The 19,625-nt window shown below is 60.9% G+C and carries 18 protein-coding genes; 3 read left to right on the forward strand and 15 right to left on the reverse strand.

All coding sequences use genetic code 11. The features are described from left to right. Positions 1-62: 62 nt before the first annotated feature. The 5 genes from FOI68_RS02965 to FOI68_RS02985 all read right to left on the reverse strand — a co-directional run bounded on the left by FOI68_RS02965 (position 63) and on the right by FOI68_RS02985 (position 6,416). Positions 63-1,364 carry a CitMHS family transporter gene (locus FOI68_RS02965; RefSeq protein WP_143862281.1) on the reverse strand — a complete coding sequence of 434 codons (1,302 nt, stop codon included), beginning with the start codon at positions 1,362-1,364 and terminating at the stop codon, positions 63-65. A gap of 281 nt (positions 1,365-1,645) precedes the next feature. Next, on the reverse strand, positions 1,646-2,950 hold the full coding sequence (locus tag FOI68_RS02970) for a nucleotide sugar dehydrogenase (protein WP_035300468.1): 1,305 nt from the start codon (positions 2,948-2,950) through the stop codon (positions 1,646-1,648). Between the two features lie 225 nt (positions 2,951-3,175). Beyond that, positions 3,176-3,496 (reverse strand): 2Fe-2S iron-sulfur cluster-binding protein, encoded by a 321-nt coding sequence (locus FOI68_RS02975; RefSeq protein WP_035300470.1) that lies wholly within the window; start codon positions 3,494-3,496, stop codon positions 3,176-3,178. Positions 3,497-3,629: 133 nt separating this feature from the next. Next, on the reverse strand, positions 3,630-4,040 hold the full coding sequence (locus tag FOI68_RS02980) for a DUF350 domain-containing protein (protein ID WP_029097626.1): 411 nt from the start codon (positions 4,038-4,040) through the stop codon (positions 3,630-3,632). 18 nt (positions 4,041-4,058) lie between these two features. Beyond that, positions 4,059-6,416 (reverse strand): endonuclease MutS2, encoded by a 2,358-nt coding sequence (locus FOI68_RS02985; RefSeq protein ID WP_143862282.1) that lies wholly within the window; start codon positions 6,414-6,416, stop codon positions 4,059-4,061. Positions 6,417-6,566: 150 nt separating this feature from the next. On the opposite strand from FOI68_RS02985, the gene FOI68_RS02990 reads away from it, so the two are divergent. Further along, positions 6,567-6,941, forward strand: coding sequence for a phage holin family protein (locus tag FOI68_RS02990; RefSeq protein WP_029097628.1), 375 nt, complete (start codon positions 6,567-6,569; stop codon positions 6,939-6,941). A 51-nt stretch (positions 6,942-6,992) separates the two neighbouring features. Here the strand turns inward: FOI68_RS02990 and larB are convergent, their stop codons facing one another. The 5 genes from larB to pheS all read right to left on the reverse strand — a co-directional run bounded on the left by larB (position 6,993) and on the right by pheS (position 12,549). Then, positions 6,993-7,754, reverse strand: coding sequence for a nickel pincer cofactor biosynthesis protein LarB (gene larB / locus FOI68_RS02995; protein ID WP_044898394.1), 762 nt, complete (start codon positions 7,752-7,754; stop codon positions 6,993-6,995). After that, positions 7,747-8,622, reverse strand: coding sequence for an ATP-dependent sacrificial sulfur transferase LarE (gene larE / locus FOI68_RS03000; protein WP_065068054.1), 876 nt, complete (start codon positions 8,620-8,622; stop codon positions 7,747-7,749). Before larE ends, larB begins: the two co-directional genes overlap by 8 nt. Positions 8,623-8,709: 87 nt before the next feature. Further along, on the reverse strand, positions 8,710-8,979 hold the full coding sequence (gene zapA, locus FOI68_RS03005) for a cell division protein ZapA (protein ID WP_143862283.1): 270 nt from the start codon (positions 8,977-8,979) through the stop codon (positions 8,710-8,712). Between the two features lie 91 nt (positions 8,980-9,070). After that, the gene (gene pheT, locus FOI68_RS03010; RefSeq protein WP_044898392.1) at positions 9,071-11,494 is read right to left on the reverse strand and encodes a phenylalanine--tRNA ligase subunit beta; all 2,424 of its coding nucleotides are present in this window, start codon (positions 11,492-11,494) and stop codon (positions 9,071-9,073) included. 20 nt (positions 11,495-11,514) lie between these two features. Beyond that, entirely contained in the window at positions 11,515-12,549 is a 1,035-nt protein-coding gene (pheS, locus tag FOI68_RS03015) for a phenylalanine--tRNA ligase subunit alpha (RefSeq protein WP_143862284.1), read from the reverse strand. A gap of 478 nt (positions 12,550-13,027) precedes the next feature. Here pheS and FOI68_RS03020 point away from each other — a divergent pair, with 478 nt between their 5' ends. Then, on the forward strand, positions 13,028-13,756 hold the full coding sequence (locus tag FOI68_RS03020) for a DUF2225 domain-containing protein (RefSeq protein WP_143862285.1): 729 nt from the start codon (positions 13,028-13,030) through the stop codon (positions 13,754-13,756). Between the two features lie 2 nt (positions 13,757-13,758). Here FOI68_RS03020 and FOI68_RS03025 read toward each other — a convergent pair whose 3' ends face one another. Both FOI68_RS03025 and FOI68_RS03030 read right to left on the reverse strand, forming a co-directional pair. Next, positions 13,759-14,571 (reverse strand): TrmH family RNA methyltransferase, encoded by an 813-nt coding sequence (locus FOI68_RS03025; protein ID WP_143862286.1) that lies wholly within the window; start codon positions 14,569-14,571, stop codon positions 13,759-13,761. A gap of 3 nt (positions 14,572-14,574) precedes the next feature. After that, positions 14,575-15,228, reverse strand: coding sequence for a potassium channel family protein (locus FOI68_RS03030; protein WP_029097636.1), 654 nt, complete (start codon positions 15,226-15,228; stop codon positions 14,575-14,577). A 202-nt stretch (positions 15,229-15,430) separates the two neighbouring features. On the opposite strand from FOI68_RS03030, the gene sspI reads away from it, so the two are divergent. Next, on the forward strand, positions 15,431-15,667 hold the full coding sequence (gene sspI / locus FOI68_RS03035; protein ID WP_029097637.1) for a small acid-soluble spore protein SspI: 237 nt from the start codon (positions 15,431-15,433) through the stop codon (positions 15,665-15,667). 67 nt (positions 15,668-15,734) lie between these two features. Here the strand turns inward: sspI and FOI68_RS03040 are convergent, their stop codons facing one another. Genes FOI68_RS03040 through FOI68_RS03050 form a run of 3 tightly spaced genes read right to left on the reverse strand, consistent with a single transcriptional unit; the run spans position 15,735 to position 19,586 of the window. Next, the gene (locus FOI68_RS03040; protein ID WP_143862287.1) at positions 15,735-16,898 is read right to left on the reverse strand and encodes a Ger(x)C family spore germination protein; all 1,164 of its coding nucleotides are present in this window, start codon (positions 16,896-16,898) and stop codon (positions 15,735-15,737) included. Then, a complete protein-coding gene (locus tag FOI68_RS03045; RefSeq protein ID WP_143862288.1) occupies positions 16,891-18,054 on the reverse strand; it encodes a GerAB/ArcD/ProY family transporter in 1,164 nt (387 codons plus the stop codon). The genes FOI68_RS03040 and FOI68_RS03045 overlap by 8 nt, the downstream gene beginning before the upstream one ends. Then, on the reverse strand, positions 18,051-19,586 hold the full coding sequence (locus FOI68_RS03050) for a spore germination protein (protein WP_143862289.1): 1,536 nt from the start codon (positions 19,584-19,586) through the stop codon (positions 18,051-18,053). Before FOI68_RS03050 ends, FOI68_RS03045 begins: the two co-directional genes overlap by 4 nt. Between the last annotated feature and the right edge of the window lie 39 nt (positions 19,587-19,625).

The following is a 19,625-nucleotide window of genomic DNA, read 5'->3' on the forward strand; positions in this document are numbered from 1 at the left end:
GAAAATAGAGGCCGAAGGGGGCCTCTATCCGCTCGTACGATTCTTTTTTCCTCAGGGATGAGCTAGAACGACATCACTCCCGTGAGAACGGCGATCACCATCATCACAAGCGATGTGCCGCAGGCCCACTTCAGGATAAACCGGTGATTTTCCCCGTAATCGACCCCCACCATTCCGAGGAGCAGATACTGGGCCGCATAAAGCGGGCTCAAGACGTGCAGCGGCTGGCCCAGGATGGAGGCCCGGCCGATCTCCGCCGGATCGATGCCATAGCTGGCTGCCGCTTCGGCCAGGATCGGCACCACGCCGAAGTAGTAGGCATCGTTTGACATGAAATAGGTAAAGGGCAGGCTGGTAATTGCCACCAAAATCGGCATGTGCGTTCCCAGCGACTCGGGAATCAGGGAAACCAGCGTGTTGGACATCGCATCCACCATCTTGGTGCCGGTCAGGATGCCGGTAAAAATCCCGGCGGCAAAGACCATGGAAACGACGGTCAGCGCATTTCCGGCGTGGGCGGTGATCCGTTCCTTCTGCTCCTGCAGGTTGGGGTAGTTGATCACAAGAGCGGCTGCGCACGCGATCATGAACAGGACCGGAAGAGGCAGCCAGTTCATCACCAGGCCGGTCATCAGGGCACAGGTCAGCAGCAGATTGATCCACAGCCGTTTCGGACGCTTGAGCCGGTCGGCGGCCGCCGCCTGTTCGGCCATCGCCATCCGTTCGTCAGCGGCGTATTGAATCTCCGCCACGCCCAGCCGCTTCCGTTCCCGCATGCCCAGTATACAGGCCACCGCGATCACCCAGATCAGCCCGCCGACCATCGTGGGAATGAGCGGCGTAAACATTTCCGACGCATCCAGGTGCAGCACGCTCATCGCCCGTGCCGTCGGTCCGCCCCACGGCGTCATGTTCATGACCCCCATCGAGAGCATGGGCGTGACCGCCAGAATCAGCGGGTTCATGCCCAACCGTTTGTACAGCGGCAGCATCGCGGATACCGTAATCATGTAGGTCGTGGTCCCGTCTCCGTCCAGTGCCACCAACATCGACAGGACGGCGGTCCCCACCACAATCTTCAGCGGGTCTCCGTTCGCCAGTTTCAGAATTTTCGCGATCAAAGGATCAAACAGGCCCGCATCCATCATGATCCCGAAGTACAAAATGGCAAACAGCAGCATGATCCCCGTGGGAGCGATCTTGGTGATTCCCTCCAGCATCATCGATCCCATCTCCGCCCCGAACCCTCCGATCAGGGCAAAGAAAATGGGCACGACGATCAGGGCAACGAGCGCGGACAACCGCTTTGTCATGATCAGGTACAGAAAGACGGCCATCATCAAGAAGCCGAGCAAAGACAGCATGTTCGTTTCCCCCCAGAAAGAATACGCTTTCAAGAAAGTGTTTTCATTATAACAACAATATTTTGACGAGAATAGAAAACGAAAATAAACGATATAAGCCGCATAATTCCCATTTTGTTCATTAAAGTAACCGACGCGAAAAACGCGTGATCATGCGGTTCACAACGGCAAAAAGGCTCCCGGACCGAACACGTCACGGGAGCCTTCTTCGATGGGGATCGCCACCCCAAAAACAAAAGTCCCCGGCCTGGGGACTTTTGACTTTTGCCGTTTGTCTTTCGTCAGATGCGCACCACGGTCAACCGGCTGTCCGTGTCCAGCGTGCGCGGAATACGGTTTTTCGTGTCAAACAGGATCGGCGACGGCGCCATCAGCTCGGCGGCGCGCTGCCAATCCAATTCGGCAAACTCCTTCTGTACGGCGGTCAGGAACAGCGCGTCGGCGCCGCGCAGCGCCTCTTCCAGGCTGTCCGTCTTGTGCTCGTAGCGGCTGGGCACCGCCGGGTCGTAGGAGCGTACCTCCACGCCTTTGGCCTGCAGCAGCGCGATCAGGTCGTGCACCGGGCTCACCCGGTCGTCGTTGGAGAAGTCCTTCATCGCCAGACCCAGCACGGCGACGCGGCTGCCCGCCAGCGTCCTGCCTTTTTGCCCCAGGGCCTGTTCCAGCATCCCGACCAGGACGGCCGGCACGCCGTCATTGGTGGTGCGGGCCAACTGCAGCAGGGGCAGGGAGACGCCCAGCTCTTTGGCCTTGGGCTGCAGGTAGTACAGCGCGTTGGGCAGGCAGAAGCCGCCTACGCCCGGCCCCGGGGTCAACAGGTTGACGCGCTTGTGGGTGTTGGCCACCTTGATCAGCTCAAAGGTATCGATCCCGAACGCCTCGGCGAAGCGGGCAAATTCCTGCACCATCGCGATGTTCACGTCGCGCTGGATGTTTTCGATCACTTTCGCGGTCTCGATCACGCGAATGTCGGAGATGGTGATCTCCGTTTCGCTGATGAAGGAAAGCAGCTCCTTGCCTTTCGCGGCGCTCTCCGCGTTGATTCCGCCGAGCACGAGCGGCATGTGGATGAACTCTTCAAACGCCCGCCCCTCGGCAATCCGCTCGGAGCAGTAGGTCAGGTAAAAGTCGCTGCCCGCCTTCAACCCGCTGGCTTCTTCCAGAATCGGCAGAATCACTTCTTCCGTCGTGCCGGGAACCACGGTGCTGCGAATCATCACCATGTCTCCCTTTTTCAGCACGCGCCCCAAGGTTTGGGCACAGCTTTTCAGCGGTCCCAGGTCCGGGTCCCCGTTGTGCACGGGCAGACCGACCGTCACGATGTAGTTGTTCACTTCCGCTGCCGCTTCTTCGTAGGACGTCGTCGCCCGGAAGCGGCCGGCGGCGATTTGCTCGCGGAGGATTTCCGGCAGCGTCTTGCCTTGATAGGATTCGAGATGGTGGGATTTGCCGGCGTTGATTTCCTCGACGACGTTCGGCATGACGTCCACGCCGACCACGCGGGCTCCTTTCATGGCGTACGTGAGCGCCAGCGGCAATCCGACGAATCCTAATCCGACAACAGCTACGCGTACAGGCTGAGTCATTGCAGATCTCCTCTTTCCCATTATCTGGTAAAGGTCCGCGCGGTCAGCGTGGCCTTTTCACATCAATCCGACAGGTACCATACCCCTGCCGCAAGAAACAACACACATAAGACGATGAGGACCTTGTACAAGGTTTCCAAGGTGACGCCTCCTCATGCAGATGGCTCGGCACCGTCTGCCAAAGCCTAATTATACTCTCCAATCGAAAATGGTTCAACGGAAGGTTCACGGCCGGGCAGGAGCGGACGCGTCCAGATGAACGGTCAACGGACCGGTCACGTACACCTGACAGCTCAACCGCATACCCGCCGCCACCGCCGCCTCTCCCAGGCGGTACCGCTCCGTGGGCGACGGGAGGGCAGCCGAACCAGCCGGAATGTCCATGCGGAGGCGGCAGGTGGCGCATTTTCCCGTCGTGCAGAAAAAGTCAATCGGCAGTCCGGCCTGAACCAGCGCCATCAGCAGGTTCTCTCCCCGCTTCAGGGAAAGCGGCTTACGTTCCCCATCGTGCAGCACCGTCACGACAACATCATCCGTCTGGCTCATCCTGCATCCCCCGTTTCCTCTTCGCTTCACGAATGCTGGCGCACCACCGGTCCCATGTGCATGCCCCCAGGCGAGGATGAGCGTGCCGCCCTTCGCTGCCCGCCGGCTGCGTCCGGCATGGGCCCTGCTCTGGTCACCTGGTCAGGCTGGCCCCGATCACGTAGGAAAACCCGATCGACAGCACCATGGCGGTAAAGCCGATTGCCCGGTTGTCCTTGGCGATTTCCTCATCGATCTTGTAGCTGGGCGTCATGAACTCAAAGATGAAGTAGCTGGTCAGCAGCAGGAAAAAGCCCAGCGTCCCCCAGATCAACGCCTGTCCGATCGAGTCGTGATGCTGGATGGAGTAGCGGAAAATGTTGGCGATGCCAAAGATTTTTCCGCCCGTCGCCATCGCGACGGAGACGTTTCCCCGCTTCAGCTCCTGCCACACGCGGTAGCGCGTGACCAGTTCAAACACGGACAAAAACACGATCATCGCCAGCCCGGTGACGGTGAAGTAAGCAACGGCGGCGAAGTATTTGTTGTGAAGCAAGTGTTCCATGCGGCACCTCCCGATCTCCTACTTGAGCTCGACGATGGTGGCGCCCACGCCGCCTTCGCCTTGGCCGCCGAGCCGAAACGACTTGACGTTCCGGTGCTGGCGCAGGTACTCGTGAACGCCCTTGCGCAGCACGCCGGTGCCGTGGCCGTGGATGATCGAGACGGAATGCAGGCCGGCCAACAGCGCCTCGTCCAGGTACCGGTCGATCTCCCGGATGCCGTCCTCCACGTTGTAACCGCGCAGGTCCAGTTCCATTTTGACCGTGTTCCGGGCGCGTTTGACCGACGTGTACGCGGCGGCGGTCTGTTCCTGCTTGGAAGGCTTCACCACGTGCATGTCGTCCCGCTTTACCTTCATCTTCATGATGCCGATCTGGACCAGGAATTCGTCGCTGCTCACTTTTTCCAGGACGGTTCCCTTTTGGCCGAAGCTGGTCACCATCACTTCGTCACCCGGCTTGACCTGGGTGGCGCGCACGGCCTTGGCCGGTTTTTTCACCTTTTCCTTCTCCAGCTCCAGCACGGCGTCGCCCAGGCGCTTCTTGGCCTCGATCAGCCGGTGTTCCTTGATTTCCACGCCTTCCGCCATCATGCGCCTGAGCTCGCGAATGACCGCATCCGCCTCTTCCTTGGCAAGCTGCACGGCGATCCGCGCTTCTTCTTCCGCCCGTTCCAGCAGTTTGTTTTTCTCTTCGGCGAAGCGGGCCCGCTCTTCTTCAAGCTGCGCACGCAGCGCTTCCGCTTCGCGCCGCAGCGCTTCGGCCGTCTGCCGCTCCTCTTCCGCCGTCCTGCGGTTTCGCTCCAGCGAGGCGATCATGCTCTCCACCTGATTGTCTTCCTCGCTGATGGAAGCGCGCGCCTTTTCGATAATCTCCTCGGGCAGTCCCAGCCGCTTGGCGATGGCGAACGCATTGGAGCGGCCGGGCACGCCAATCAGCAGGCGGTACGTCGGGCGGAGCGTTTCCACGTCAAACTCCACGCTGGCATTAATTACCTCCGGTCGGTCGTAGGCGTAGGCCTTCAGCTCGCTGTAGTGGGTCGTGGCAACCAGCCGGGCCCCGCGCCTGATCACGTCGTCGATGATCGCCATCGCCAGCGCCGCCCCTTCCGTGGGGTCGGTTCCCGCTCCCAATTCGTCAAACAGCACGAGGCTCTTCTCATCCATCGCGCCGAGGATGTGAATGATATTGGTGAGGTGGCTGGAGAAGGTGGACAGGTTCTGCTCGATGGACTGTTCGTCGCCGATGTCGGCAAACACCGACGAGAAGACGGCTGCTTCGCTCTCTTCCTCCGCCGGGATGTGCAGACCGGCCATCGCCATCAGCGAAAGCAGACCGATCGTCTTCAGCGAGACGGTTTTTCCCCCGGTGTTGGGGCCCGTCACCACGATCGCCCGGTAGCTGCCCCCCAGCTCCACGTCCACCGGCACGACCTTTTCATGCGGAATCAGCGGATGCCGCGCCTTTTTCAGACGCAGGTAGCCCCGGTCGTTCAGCCGCGGACAGACCGCCTTCATGCTGGCGGCCAACTGTGCCTTGGCGAACATGAAATCGAGCTCCGCCAGCGCGTCGACGTTTTCCTTCAGCGCCTCCACCGCGCCGGATACCTGCTCCGTCAGGACGTAGAGAATCCGCTCCACTTCCCGCTCTTCGCGCAGGCGCAGTTCACGCAGCTTGTTGTTCATCGACACGATCACTTCCGGCTCGATGAACAGCGTCGCCCCCGACGCCGACTGGTCGTGAACGATCCCGCCGAAGACGTGGCGGTACTCCTGCTTGACGGGAATGACGAAACGATCGCCGCGAATCGTCACGATGTTGTCCATCAGCATTTTCTGGTACGAGGAAGACCGCGTCATCTGATCCAGCTTTTCCCGGATGCGCGCCTCCAGTTGGCGAATCTCCTGCCGCACCTGCCGCAGTTCCGCGCTGGCGCTGTCCAGGATGTCGCCGTTCTCGTCCACGCAGCGGCGAATTTCCGCCTCCAGTTCGCGCAGGCCCTCGATCCGCTCCGCCTGAAAGCGCAGAAGCGGCAGGTCCTGCTCCTCGCACAGGTCGAGCAAAAAGTTGCGCAGCCGGCGCCCCGCCGCTACCGTGTCGGCTATGTCCAGCAGCTCCATCGGCGCCAGCATCGCGTTCAGCCGGGCACGCTGCACGGCGGCGCGGATGTCGCGGATGCCGCCCAGCGGCACGCTTCCCTTCAGCCGCAGCACGGTTGCCGCCTCGGCCGTTCCCTGCTGGGCCGTCCGCACTTCGTCCAGGCGGACAAAGGGAGTCAGGGCGGATGCTTTTTCTTTGCCGTATGCGGATGTCGCTTTCTCCATCAGGAGGGCGACGATCTTGTCGTATTCCAAGGTTTTCAACACCCGTTGTTCCAAAATGGTGCCTCCTTAACGTGGTCAACGCTAACATTCCCCATTATAACATGCAGTCCGCCGCAAGCATAAATTTACACACCCGGTGCGGCATAATTTGTCGGCAAAACAGCCAGAATGAGTAGTGAAACAAACTCCAAAGGAGGATTCTTCATGACGATCTTGCGCCATGTCATCCGTTTCGTGGTCGCTGCAGTCGTGCTGATGTTCGTCGGGTTTCTCGTTCCCGGCTTCTCTGTAAACGGTTTTTGGCCCGCACTTATGGCCGCGGTGGTCATCGCCGTTATCGGTTGGCTTGTCGAATTGATGTTCGGCGACCGGATTTCCCCGTACAATCGCGGCATCGTCGGTTTTCTGGTGAGCGCCGTGGTGATCTGGCTGACCCAGTTTATCGTCTCCGGATTCCGGGTCACCATCCTGGGTGCGCTGCTCGCCGCGCTGGTCATCGGGATCATCGACCTGTTCATCCCGGTCAAGACGCACATGGACCTGCGCAACGGCGACGCCGGCAACAAACAGGAAACCTGAATCCATGCCCGTGAGCGAAGAGCCAACCCGACAGGGGGTTGGCTCTTTTTGTTACGGCTGCTGCCGGGCAGCGGCGATCTGCCGGTGAATCATGCCGGCCAGGTAGCCAGCGCCGAATCCGTTGTCGATGTTGACCACGGCCACGCCGTTGGCACAGGAGTTGAGCATCGACAGCAGCGGGGCCAGGCCGTTGAAGTGGGCACCGTATCCGACGCTGGTGGGAACGGCGATGACCGGCTTGTCAACCAGTCCGGCGAGAACGCTGGCAAGCGCCCCTTCCATGCCGGCGATGCAGATGATCACCGCCGCCTCCCTGATCTCCTCCAAGCGCTGGAACAGCCGGTGAATGCCGGCCACGCCCACATCGGCAATCACTCTCGCTTCGCTGCCGAAACAGCGCACCGTCCAGGCTGCCTCCTGGGCGACCGGCCAGTCGGACGTGCCGGCGGCCACCACCGCCACGTATCCGTCCCGCACGGGCGTGAGCGGGCGGCTGGTGCCGATCAACAGTCCCGCTTCTTTCACGTACTGCACGTCGGGCCAGCGGGCCAGCACGGCCTCCGCCTGCTCTGCCGTCACCCGCGTGGCCAGAACGATCTCCTGATGCTCCCGCAGCCTGCCGAAAATCCCGACCACCTGTTCCGCTGTTTTGCCGGCCGCGTACACCACTTCGGGAAAACCGGTTCGCCGCATCCGGTCCAGATCGAGCGTGGCGTACTCCAGACGGCTCGTGCCCCGCAGCAGCTCTTCCGCCTCCTCCACGCTCAGTCTCCCCGCCTGCACCTCACGCAAAATCGCGGTTACCTCAACCATGCGCCGCTTTCACATCCGTGCCCAGAACGGCGTTCATGCTGCCCGTCTGATAGCCGGACAAATCCAAGGTGACGTACTGAAAGCCGATCTCGCGCAGCGTGCGGGAGACGTCGTCGCGGAGTTCCAGCAGGCGCGGAAAGTCGGCCGGGTCTACCTCAATGCGGGCGATCGCATCGTGATGGCGCACGCGTACCTGATGGAAGCCGAGGCTCATCAGATACCCCTCCGCTCTGTCAATCTGGTCGATTTTTTCCAGGGTGATCGGCGAGCCGTACGGGATGCGCGACGACAGGCAGGCAAACGACGGCTTGTTCCAGGTGGGCAGTCCCATGGCCCGGGACAGCTCGCGAATCTCAGCCTTGAAAAAGCCGGCTTCCTGCAGGGGACTGCGGACACCGCGCTGGACGGCGGCCACCCGTCCGGGACGATAGTCGCCCAGGTCATCCATGTTGGCCCCGTCGCAGATGACGGCATTCCATTGATTTTCTTCCGCCATCCGGCCGAGATGTTCATACAATCCGTCCTTGCAGTAAAAACAGCGGTTGACCGGATTGGCGACGAACTGCGGGTTTTCCATTTCGCGGATCTCGGTGGTCACAAACCGGGCGCCCAGACGTTTGGCCAACTGCTTGGCCGCTTCAAACTCCCGCGTCGGGAACGTCTCTGACGCCGCGGTCACGGCGATCGCCTCATCGCCCAGTTCCTGGACGGCGCACGCCAGCAAAAAGGTGCTGTCGACGCCGCCGGAAAACGCGATCAGCACGCGCCCCATGTCACGCAGCAGCCTGCGCAGTTTTTCCTCTTTTTCCGCGAGAGACAGCCGGCGGGCCGCCTCCCGCAGCGCTTCCTTGTCCATCTCCTGACCCATCTCTGCCCACGCCCCTCTTTTTGACAAGCTTTTTACCGACAATGGGAAAAGAGAGGCATACGCTGCCCCTCTTTTTATGTGATTCGTCTATGATTTGTCGTTTGCGTCGTCATGCAGGATCTTCAACAGTGCCTCGTACTCCTGTCGCAGGCGGAAGTACTCGTCCGCAATGTTGACCGCGGTGAGCACGGCGATTTTGGCCGTGTCCAGGCGATGGTTGCCCTTGGCGATTTCATTCATCTTGTCATCGACGAAACCGGCCACCATGCGGATGTGGTTTACGCTTGCCTTGCCGCTCAGCCGGTATTGCTGGCCAAATATATCAACCGTCAACCGATTTTTCCCATCACCTTGCACGAAGGCTTCCTCCTTCAACACTACTCTGCGACTTTTGTACTCCTGTATCTTTTTTAGGTTACTGAAAATGACAGAATCCGTCAAGGTCTCCTTACATGCGCAGTTCCGCGCCGGTCTGCGCTTTCAGCGCGTCCACGACGGCGGCGGTCACCTGCTGGATCTCGTCGTCCTGCAGCGTCCGCTCCGGATGGCGGAAGACGAGCGAGAAGGCGACGCTCTTCTTGTCGGCGGCGATGCGCTCCCCGGTGTAGACGTCAAACAGCGTGAGCGATTCCAAGAGCTCCCCTGCCGCCTGGCGAATCGCCGCTTCGAGAGCGGCCGCCGGCACGTCGCGGTCCACCACCAGCGCGAGGTCGCGGGTCACCGCCGGGAACTTCGGCAGCGGCCTGTAGTAGCCCGCATCCTCCGCCGCTTCCGCCAGCTCTGCCAGGTCGAACTGGAACACGTACGTTTCCGACACGTCGTAGGCTTTTTCCGTCGCCGGGTGAATCTGTCCGAGATAGCCGAGACGCCGTTCGCCGACCCATACCTCCGCCGTGCGGCCGGGGTGCATGCCGGCCAGGTCGGAAACCGGCTTGTAGGTCGCGCCGACAATTCCCAACCGGGTCAGGAGCGAGTCGGCCAGACCCTTGACGAGGTAAAAGTCGACCGACTGGTTTGCGCCCATCCAATTCTGCGGCAGCCACTGCCCGGTCAAGGCCGCCGCCACGTAGAGGCGTTCCTCGGGGAGCTGCGCCAGCTTTTCCTCCGTGGTCAGAAAGACGCTGCCCAATTCGAACACGGCCACATCGTGGTTTTGCCGGTTTTTGTTGTAGGCGATCGTCTGCAGGAGACCAGGGATCAGGCTGGTGCGCAGCACGCTGTGCTCCTCGCTCATCGGCATGGCCAGCGAAATCGGCTTGGCGTCGATGCGGTGCAGACCGGCTACGTCCCCTACCCGCTCCGCGTGAACCAGGGAGTAGGTAATCGCCTCGTGCAGTCCCGCGCCGATCAGGTGGTGGCGGATCGTCCGGCGCAGCCGCTGGTCGCGGGTAAGCTGCCCCTGCGTGGTCTGGCCGCTCGGCAGGCTGGTCGGAATGTTGTCGTAGCCGTACAGTCGGGCCACTTCCTCCACCAGATCCTCCGGCAGGGTAATGTCGCCGCGGCGGGTCGGCACGGTGACCGTCCAGGTGCTGCCGTTCTGCTCATACGAAAAGCGCAGGCGGTCGAAAATCGCAGAGACGTCCGCCGCGGTCAGCGACGTGCCCAGATGCTGGTTGATTTTTTCCAGCGTAATCGTCACGACGGCCGGCTTCGCTTCGCGGACGACGGCCGAAGCCACCCCCTTGGACACGGCCGCGCCGGACAACTGCTGGATCAGCGCCGCCGCCCGCTCGCCCGCTTCCTGGACGCGCGCCTGGTCGACACCTTTTTCCCAGCGGACGCATCCTTCCGTGCGCATGCCCAGGGTCCGAGCCGTGCGGCGAACCGTCTGCGGCGTGAACCAGGCCGCTTCCAAAATGATTTCCGTCGTCTCGTCGGTGATCTCCGAGTTGGCGCCGCCCATCACACCGGCGATGGCCAGCCCTTTTTCCTCGTCGGCGATCAACAGGGTCTGGCTGTCCAGCGTGCGCTCCTGATCGTCCAGTGTGACCAGCTTTTCCCCGTCCTGCGCCAGGCGCACGACGATGGAGCGGTCTTTTACCTTGGTCGCGTCAAACGCATGCAGCGGTTGGCCGTATTCCAGCATCACGTAGTTGGTCACGTCCACGACGTTGTTGATCGGCCGAATCCCCGCCGCCATCAGGCGGTTTTTCATCCACTGCGGCGAACTGGTGATTTTCGCACCGGTAAAGTGGCGTCCCACGTAGCGGTAGCAGTGATCCTCCGCTTCGATGCGCACGCTCACCGGGTTGTCGCCGCCGTTTTCCGTAACGGCGATCTCCGGCAGCATCACGTCCCGGCCGAGGATGGCAGCCACTTCGTAAGCGACGCCGATCATGCTGAGGCAGTCGGAACGGTTGGGGGTCAGGCCCAGCTCCAGTACGTAGTCGTCCAGCCCCAGGTAGGAGACGGCATCCATGCCCACTTCGGCGTCCTCGGGCAGGACCAGAATCCCTTCCTGCTGGTCTTTGGCCAGCAGCTTGTCATTGAGGCCCAGCTCCTTGGCCGAGCAGATCATGCCCTGCGACTCCACGCCGCGCAGCTTGGACTTCTTGATGTGCAGGCCGCCCGGCAGCTTCGCCCCGATCAGGGCCACCGGCACTTTCTGACCCTGCGCCACGTTGGGCGCGCCGCAGACGATCTGCAGGTCCTCGCCCTGCCCCGCATCCACGATGCAGACGCTCAGGCGGTCGGCGTCCGGGTGCTTGCTGCGCTCCTTGACGTACCCGACCACCACGTTGGAGACGCCGGCGTTGCGCGGCTCCACGGTTTCCACTTCAATCCCGCTTCTGGTCAGCTTTTCCGCCAGCTCGTACGGGGTGATATCGCTCAAATCCACGTATTCCGACAACCATTTGTACGATACCTTCATCTCTGATACGACTCTCCTTTCTAGCCTCGGTTGAACTGCCGCAGGAAGCGCACGTCATTGGTGTAGAAATGACGAATGTCCTCCACGCCGTACTTCAGCATGGCGATGCGCTCCACGCCCATCCCGAAGGCAAACCCGCTCACTTCCTGCGGATCGTAGCCGGCCATCTCCAAGACGCGCGGGTGCACCATGCCGGAGCCGAGGATTTCGATCCAGCCCGTCTGCTTGCAGACGCGGCAGCCGTCTCCGCCGCAGCTGAAGCACTGCAGGTCCACCTCCGCGCTCGGCTCGGTAAACGGGAAGAAGCTGGGGCGCAGGCGGATCTGCTGGTTGGCCCCGAACATCTGGCGGGCAAAGGTGAGCAGAATCCCTTTCAAGTCGCTCATGCCGATGCCTTTGTCGACGACCAGCCCTTCGATCTGCGTAAACTGGTGGGAGTGGGTGGCGTCGTCGTCGTCGCGCCGGTACACCTTGCCCGGGGAAATGATTTTCACCGGGGTCTTGCCGGCTTTTTTCAGCATGGTGCGCGCCTGTACCGGAGAGGTCTGGGTGCGCAGCAAAATGTCCTCCGTCAGATAGAACGAATCCTGCATGTCGCGCGCGGGGTGATCCTTGGGCAGGTTGAGCATCTCGAAGTTGAAGTGATCCGTCTCCACCTCGGGCCCTTCGGCAATTTCAAAGCCCAGTCCGATGAAAATGTCCTCGATCTCTTCGATAATGCGGGAAAGCGGGTGCATGGTCCCGGTCGGAACCGGACGGCCGGGCAGCGTGACGTCCAGCGTTTGCGACGCCAGTTTGGCTGCCAGCGCCGCTTCTTCCAGCGCGGACTGCTTGTCGGCAAACGCCGCTTCCAGCGCCGTGCGCACCTCGTTGACGAGCTGGCCGACGACAGGCCGCTCTTCCGGAGAAAGGCTGCCCATTCCGCGCAGAAGCTCGGTCAGCTCTCCTTTTTTCCCCAGATATTTGACGCGCAGGTCCTGCAGTTGGCCCGCGTCCGCGGCCTGGCCGATCTGGGCCAGCGCCGCCTGTTTTATCTCCTGTAACCGCGTTTGCACGTTGTATCGCTCCTTTTGCTCAAGATTTGCAACCTTCCTGCGGCCCCGTCCGGCTGCGGCTGCCGCTTAAGCCGGGAGGGCCCCGAAAAAAGAAAAACCCGCCCCGAAAAGGGACGAGCTGTTACTCGCGGTACCACCCTTGTTAAGCAGAAGGCTACTTTCCCAAACGATGCCTGGGGAAACCAGACTTCCGCCTCACTTTGGCCATGATAACGGGAATGTCCCGGCTGCTCCTACTGGGCTCGGATCGAGCGGTTCAGAGTGCGGCTCCAGAGTGAATTCGGCAGACATGGCGTTGGGATGCTTTCAGTCTGCGGCATCTCCTCCCTGCAAACGCATGGGGCCTGCGTACTACTCTCTGTCATCGCTTTCCGTTATAATACACACATGTAGGAAAATTATAGCGCAACCCTGGCGAACTTTCAATGATGCAAATCCTGCATGCGTTTCTGCCAGGTTTTACAAAGGGGATATGTCGATGATGGACCACGCATCCGCCCTGTACGACAAGAAATGCTCCTGCCTTCACTGCGGCACCGCCTTTACCACCAAGCGGGTGCGCAGCGGCGCGCTGGCCATGCTCAAGCGGGACAGCGATTTTTGCACCTACTACATGGAACAGTCGCTCAACCCGATTCGCTACACGGTCGCCGTCTGCCCGCAGTGCGGCTTCGCCTTTACCGACCAGTTCGCTCCCCGTCTCTCCCCCGCCCACAAGAAGCTGGTGGCGGAACGGATCGCCGCCAAGTGGACCCGCAAAGACCTTGGCGCCGAGCGCAGCCCCGCCGAAGCGATCGCCGCCTACAAGCTGGCCATTTACGCCGCCGAGCTGACCGGCCAGGCGCATTCCGTCAAGGCCGGGCTGTATCTGCGGCTGGCCTGGCTGTACCGGTTTGAGGGCGATGCGGAGGAGCAGCGCTGCTTGCAGCAAGCCGTGGACGAATACGAGCAGTCGTACATCCACTCCGACTACGCCCTGGGCGACAAGGACATGTCGGAAGTGCGCCTGCTCTACCTGATCGGCGAGCTGATGCGCCGCGTCGGACAGTATGACAAGGCGATCCACTATTTTTCCAAAGTCCTGGGATTTCGCGGCCGGACCATCGAAACCGGGATGCTGCAGATGGCCCAGGATCAATGGGCCCAGGCCCGCGACGAACACAAGCGGCAGCAGCAGAAGCGCGAGCAGCCGACGGCGGTCGACTAACTCTACCTGCGCCGTCTGCGCTGCGCCTCGTAGACGAGGATGCCGGCGGCGACCGCCGCATTGAGCGATTCCGCCCGGCCGTACAGGGGAATGTGCACGAACCGGTCGGCCGCTTCGCTCATGGCGCGGGAGACGCCCCGCCCCTCGTTGCCGATCACGATTGCCGTTTTGCCGGCGTAGTCAGCCTCGTCGTACGCGAGGCTGTTTTCTTGCAGGGAGGAGACGAGAACCTGCGCGCCCTGCCGCTTCAATTCGGCGGCGGCCTCCGGCAGCGGCCGGGAAAAGACGGGCAGACGGTACAGCGCCCCCATCGTGGCCCGCACCACTTTGCCGTTGTACAGATCGACGCTGCCTTTGCCGAGGATCACCGCGTCGACGCCGGCCGCTTCCGCCGTGCGCAGCATGGTGCCGAGGTTGCCCGGGTCCTGAATCTCGTCCAGCATCAGCAGCAGGTAATCGCGGTTTGCCGCCGCCTGCAGCCATGCATACCAGTCGTGCCCCGTCTTTTTCACCTCGGCGACGATTCCCTGCGGCGTCTTCGTCTCCGACAGCTTGGCCAATACGGCCGCAGAAGCGGGAATCACCTGAACCTCCCCTGCGCGCTTGTCAATCGCCCGCCGGCAGGCCGGGTCCATCTCCCGGCTGCTGTCGTACAGGACGGTGATCACCTCCGCGCCGCTGTTCAGGGCCTCCTCCACCAGATGGGCCCCTTCGACGAGAAACCGCCCCTGCTCGTCCCGCCCTTTTCGCTCCAGCAGGTGGTACAGCCGCTTTACCAGGGGGTTGTGCACCGATTGAATCACGTCGTGCCGCATCGTTTACGCCTGCTCCTCAAACGCTTTCAGATGTTTGTTGTTGCCGATGACGACCAGCACGTCTCCGTACTGGATCACCTCGTCCGGACTGGGGGCGATGTTGAACTTCTCGCCGCTCTTGATGGCGATGACGTTCACTTCGTAGCGGGCGCGGATGTCCAGTTGGCGCAGCGTCTTGCCCACCATCCTGGACGAGACCACCACTTCGGCCACGCTGTAATCCTCCGCCAGCTCGATAAAGTCAAGCACATTGGCGGAAATCAGATTGTGGGCGACGCGCACTCCCATGTCCCGTTCGGGGAACACCACCCGGTCCGCTCCCACTTTGTACAGCACCTGCCCGTGCCGCTCGTTCTGCGCTTTGGCGACAATCTTTTTCACGCCCAGTTCCTTGAGGATCAGCACGGTCAAAATGCTGGCCTGAATATCGGCCCCGATGGCGACGACGACCACGTCGAAGTTGCGGATGCCGATTTCCTTCAGCGCCCGCTCGTCGGTCGAATCGGCGGCGACGGCGTGGGTGACGTACTGGATGTTCTCGTTGATGCGCTCCTCGTTTTCGTCGATTCCCATCACTTCATAATCCATCTCATACAGGGTCCGGGCCACGCTGGAACCAAACCGGCCCATCCCGATGACGGCAAACTGCTTTGACATGCTTCTTCCACTCCTTATGTTGTGGCCACACGACCGCAAACGTCCTGTCCGGGCAGCCCCCATCCGGGGCACCCGCAGCGTCGTTTTCAATACCAAGCATTATACCACAACGCTTCCATCGGCTACAAAACGGGTATGAGCCGCCGATGCGGGACGAATACTATAGGCGCAGCCATCACGACAAGAGGGGTGTATGTCCGCCATGAACATTGCCGCACTCAATCTGCGCCAAGCGATCATGTACAAAATGCAGGGCTCCGATGCCAACGACGTGCAGGAAACGATCACCGACGCGATCGCAAGCGGCCAGGAAAAAACCCTGCCCGGTCTGGGCGTGCTGTTTGAAGTGCTGTGGCAAAACAGCGATCAAGCGGCCCGGCAGAGCATGGTGCAAACAATCGCCGACCATCTGCCGAAACAGGCAAACCCGCCGGTGTAGGGCCGTCTGGACCGGTGCCGGGCCAGTGGGAGAGACGCTGCCGTCTCTCCCTTTTGCATTTTCCGCTCTACTGCGTTTCCATGCCGAGACGGCGCAGCTTGATGATGTATTCCACCTGAATGGGAAAGTTGGGAAATTCCTTGTTCCAATCGTGCTTTTTCCAGTAGTCGTGGTAGTGGTGGGCGCGCAGGGACGAGCCAAGTTTGAGCACATCGCTGCGATACTCTTTTTGCAGGATGCGGATCAGATTGCGGGCCCGCTTTTCCATCTCCTGCTTGATCAGCTTCTGCATCTCCTGGATATACGCTTTCGGATCCATCTGGAGGGGCTTGGTCATCTCAACGATGTCCCCCTGCAGCTCAACCGTATAGCGTGCCCCGTGTGTGTCATGATGGGTCTGGCCGCTGCTGCCGTAGTGTTCGAGGACGTGAAGCTTTGTGGAGATGAAATGCGGACGGAACGTGACAAACTCCCCCTTGTAACCGGGCATCGGAATGACAACGTCGCCGCCCTTTTCCTTGTTGCGCAGCTGCAGCAGCACCCATGACTGCATGTCGTTCAGCACCCCCACCATTCGTTGGCCGCTAAACACGGCCAATCCGATCCACTTCACCTGGTCGGCGCTTGCCTCGACGTAATTCAGGTACGGATTCATCGTTTTGTTTGACGTCTGGATGAAGTAATCACCAAGTGTCTGGTCCGGAATGATCTCCAATTTTGAGCCACTTTCGATCAAGTCCATCAGGTACACGACCGGGACCTGCACCAGCTTCGGCTTGATCTTCAACAGGGTGGACGCCTCCCCCTTGACGATGATCGGCCACATCAGCCGGCGGATTTGCGGATCGCGGCGGAAGCTGTCCATGATGTGCCGCATCCCCTTCCGGGCGACCTCTTCGCTGATCGCCAGCACGCGCGTATGGCCGATAAAGAGCCGCTGGTTCAGCCGCCGCTGCAAGTTGCTCATGGCGTCGAGCATGGTTCGCCCGGTGACGCTCATGATTTTGACCACGTTTTCGCTGGTTCCGCCGCCTTTGCCGCCGCTGCCGATGATTTTGATCGGGATGGGGATCTGCACGGTCACCCGGTACAATTCCTCCTTGCCCGGGACGGCGTCGACCGCGATGGCGACGACGGACGTCCGCTCCTCCAGTTCCCGTCGGTCCCAACAGCCGGTCAGCATCGTCACAGCCGCAAACAGGCAGACGGCGCGCCGCCATCCGTTACCCATGCAGATTCCCTCCCTTTGGCGGCTCCCGCCGCATGCCGCGGACAACCAGCACGATCCAATGCAGGATGGGAATTCCCAAGGCAACGATCATGCCGAAAGAGGACATGTAATTGGCGAACGTAAAGATTTCCACGATGTTTTGCGGCCAGAGCGCGATAAAAAACAGCGGAATGAGCAAAACCCCCGAACTGACCCGCTGAAACGCCACTCCTCTGCCAAGAAGCTGCCGCAGGCCGAGGATAAACGCGTAGTAGACATTGGCCACGGTGGTGAAGACCGCCGCCACCCACACCGCCAAAAACGCCGACTCCAGCCGCTCCAGGATCAAGCCCGGCACCTTGGTCGTCTTGACCAATTCCAACGTCGGCCAGGTGACCTTTTGCAGTTCCTCGTAACCAAACACGGAAATGCCCACCACCACGATCAAGGTGTAGACGACGACGGCAATCCCGATGCCGAACATCCCCGCCTTTACCTTGTTCGAGTTTTGCTGCGCGAACGCGTAAAAGATCAGCATGATCTCGTAGCCCTGATACGAGTACCCCGCCTCCAGCGCTCCCTTCACAATCGAATGGACAGGCGTCCGAAGCAGCGGCAGCAGATTGTTCCACTCCGCCTTTTGAAAGGAGACAATGGCGATAAACAGGACGGGAAAGACAATCAGCGGAAGCAGCAGTTCGTTGACGCGGACGACCACTTCCTCGTCGTGCTGGCACAGGAGAAAAGCGAGCACGAACATGGAGATGATGATCACTTCAAGCGGCGTGTCCAGTAAAACCGCGGTCACCACCACCTCTCCGAAAATCCGCGACGTGATCGCCGTCGTCACGTACACGATCAGCAGGAAGACCAGCACAAGCGGAAAGCTGATCCATCTTCCCAACCGCGGCCGGGCCGATGAACCAAAAACAATCGGACTGTACTGGACGAAGGTCATGCCGGGAAAACGGTGGCTCAGCCTGGCGATCATCCAGATGGCGAAAAAAGCGGGAAGTGAGCCCAACAGCGGAGAAATCCAGCCCGCTTCGTACAAGACCGAGGTGGCCGTACGCGGCAGGGTGAGCACGCCGACGCCGATCAACGTGCTGGTGATCAGCGCGGTTTGCTGCCACAGGGAGTACGTACAGTTCCCTTCCGGCGCGACAGATCGGTTCATCCGCCTCTCCCCCCTCCCTGCCGTATCTCATCCGGCGGGCGAAACATGGAGGGCCGCCGCTTCATCGACGTCAGCGGAGCGCGTATCACCAGGTCGCGCATGCCCTTCAGTTGGAGCGGGCTGATCGGCGACATGTACGGCACGCCGAACGACTTCACCGACGAGAGGTGGATGATGATCACGATCAAAAACAGCATGATCCCGTACAGGCCGAACATGCCGGCCAAAATCATCAGCGGAAAGCGCAGCATCCGGATGGCAATCGCCGAACTGTAGTTGGGAGAGGTAAACGAGCCAATGGTGGTCATCGCGACGATGATCACCATGATCGGACTGACCAGTCCGGCGGTAACGGCCGCTTCGCCCACGACCAGCGCTCCGACGATGCCGATCGTCGGCCCGATCGGCCCGGGCAGGCGGATGCTCGCTTCCCGCAGGATCTCAATCGCCACCTCCATGACCATCGCCTCGACCAGAGAGGGAAACGGCACAGTGGACCGGCCCGCCGCCATCGCAATCACCAGGCGGGACGGAATCATTTCTGGGTGAAACGAGCTGAATGCGATGTACAGCGAGGGCAGCATCAGCGCCACGATAAAGCTGATGACCCGGATCAGGCGAAGACAGGTGGCGATGTAAAACCGTTCGTAGTAGTCTTCCGGGCTTTGGTAAAACTGCGAAAACAAAGCCGGCGCAATCAGCGCAAACGGCGTCCCGTCCACCAGAATGGCCACTTTTCCCTCCAGCAGGCTGGCCACTACTTTGTCGGGCCGCTCCGTGCTCTGCAGCTGCGGAAACGGCGACCAGGGCCGGTCTTGAATCAATTCTTCGATGTACCCGCTTTCCAGCACCCCGTCGATGTTGATGGCTTCGATCCGCCGCTGGATCTCGTAAACGATCCCCGGATCGGCGAGGCCGTCCACGTACATCACATAGATGTCCGTCTGCGTCCGCTGACCGACGATCAGGTGTTTGAGCCGCAGATTCGAGTCTTTCAACCGAAAGCGGATCAGCGCGGCGTTGGTGGAGAGCGTCTCACAGAAACCGTCCCGCGGCCCCCTGACCACCGCTTCCGTCTGCGGTTCGTCTACACTCCGCCTGTCCCAGCCGCGCGTGTTGTTCAAAAAGGCGTGCCGCTGCCCGTCCAACAGCAGCACCGAACAGCCGGACAAAATGTTGCGGATCACCTGCCGCAGCCGGTCGGTCGAATCCAGTTCGTTTGCCGCCGGCTCGTCGTAGGTGATGCCGGTCGTCGTCATGTAGCGGATGATAAAATCGCTGATGATATTCCGGTCGACCATGCCGTCGATAAACAGGATGGCGGCGTCAGACCCGTTTCTGACCCGAAACCGGCGGACGACCAGATCGTCGCAGTTGCCCAACTGCTGCTCGATCAAGGAGAGGTTTTCCTTCAGACTGGTGGACAGTTGGACATCCGGTACGCCCTCCATGCTCTTGTTTGCATGCTGCTGCAGCGCCGCGTCACGCATCTGCGCCTTTCGCCGTTCCCATGCTTTCCAGAATGGTTTCACCGCTCTCCCCCCTGTCGGTCCAAATGTACGGATAGTTTG

Origin of the sequence: Brevibacillus sp. LEMMJ03 (assembly GCF_007197875.1) — a bacterium.
Classification (GTDB): domain Bacteria; phylum Bacillota; class Bacilli; order Brevibacillales; family Brevibacillaceae; genus Brevibacillus; species Brevibacillus thermoruber.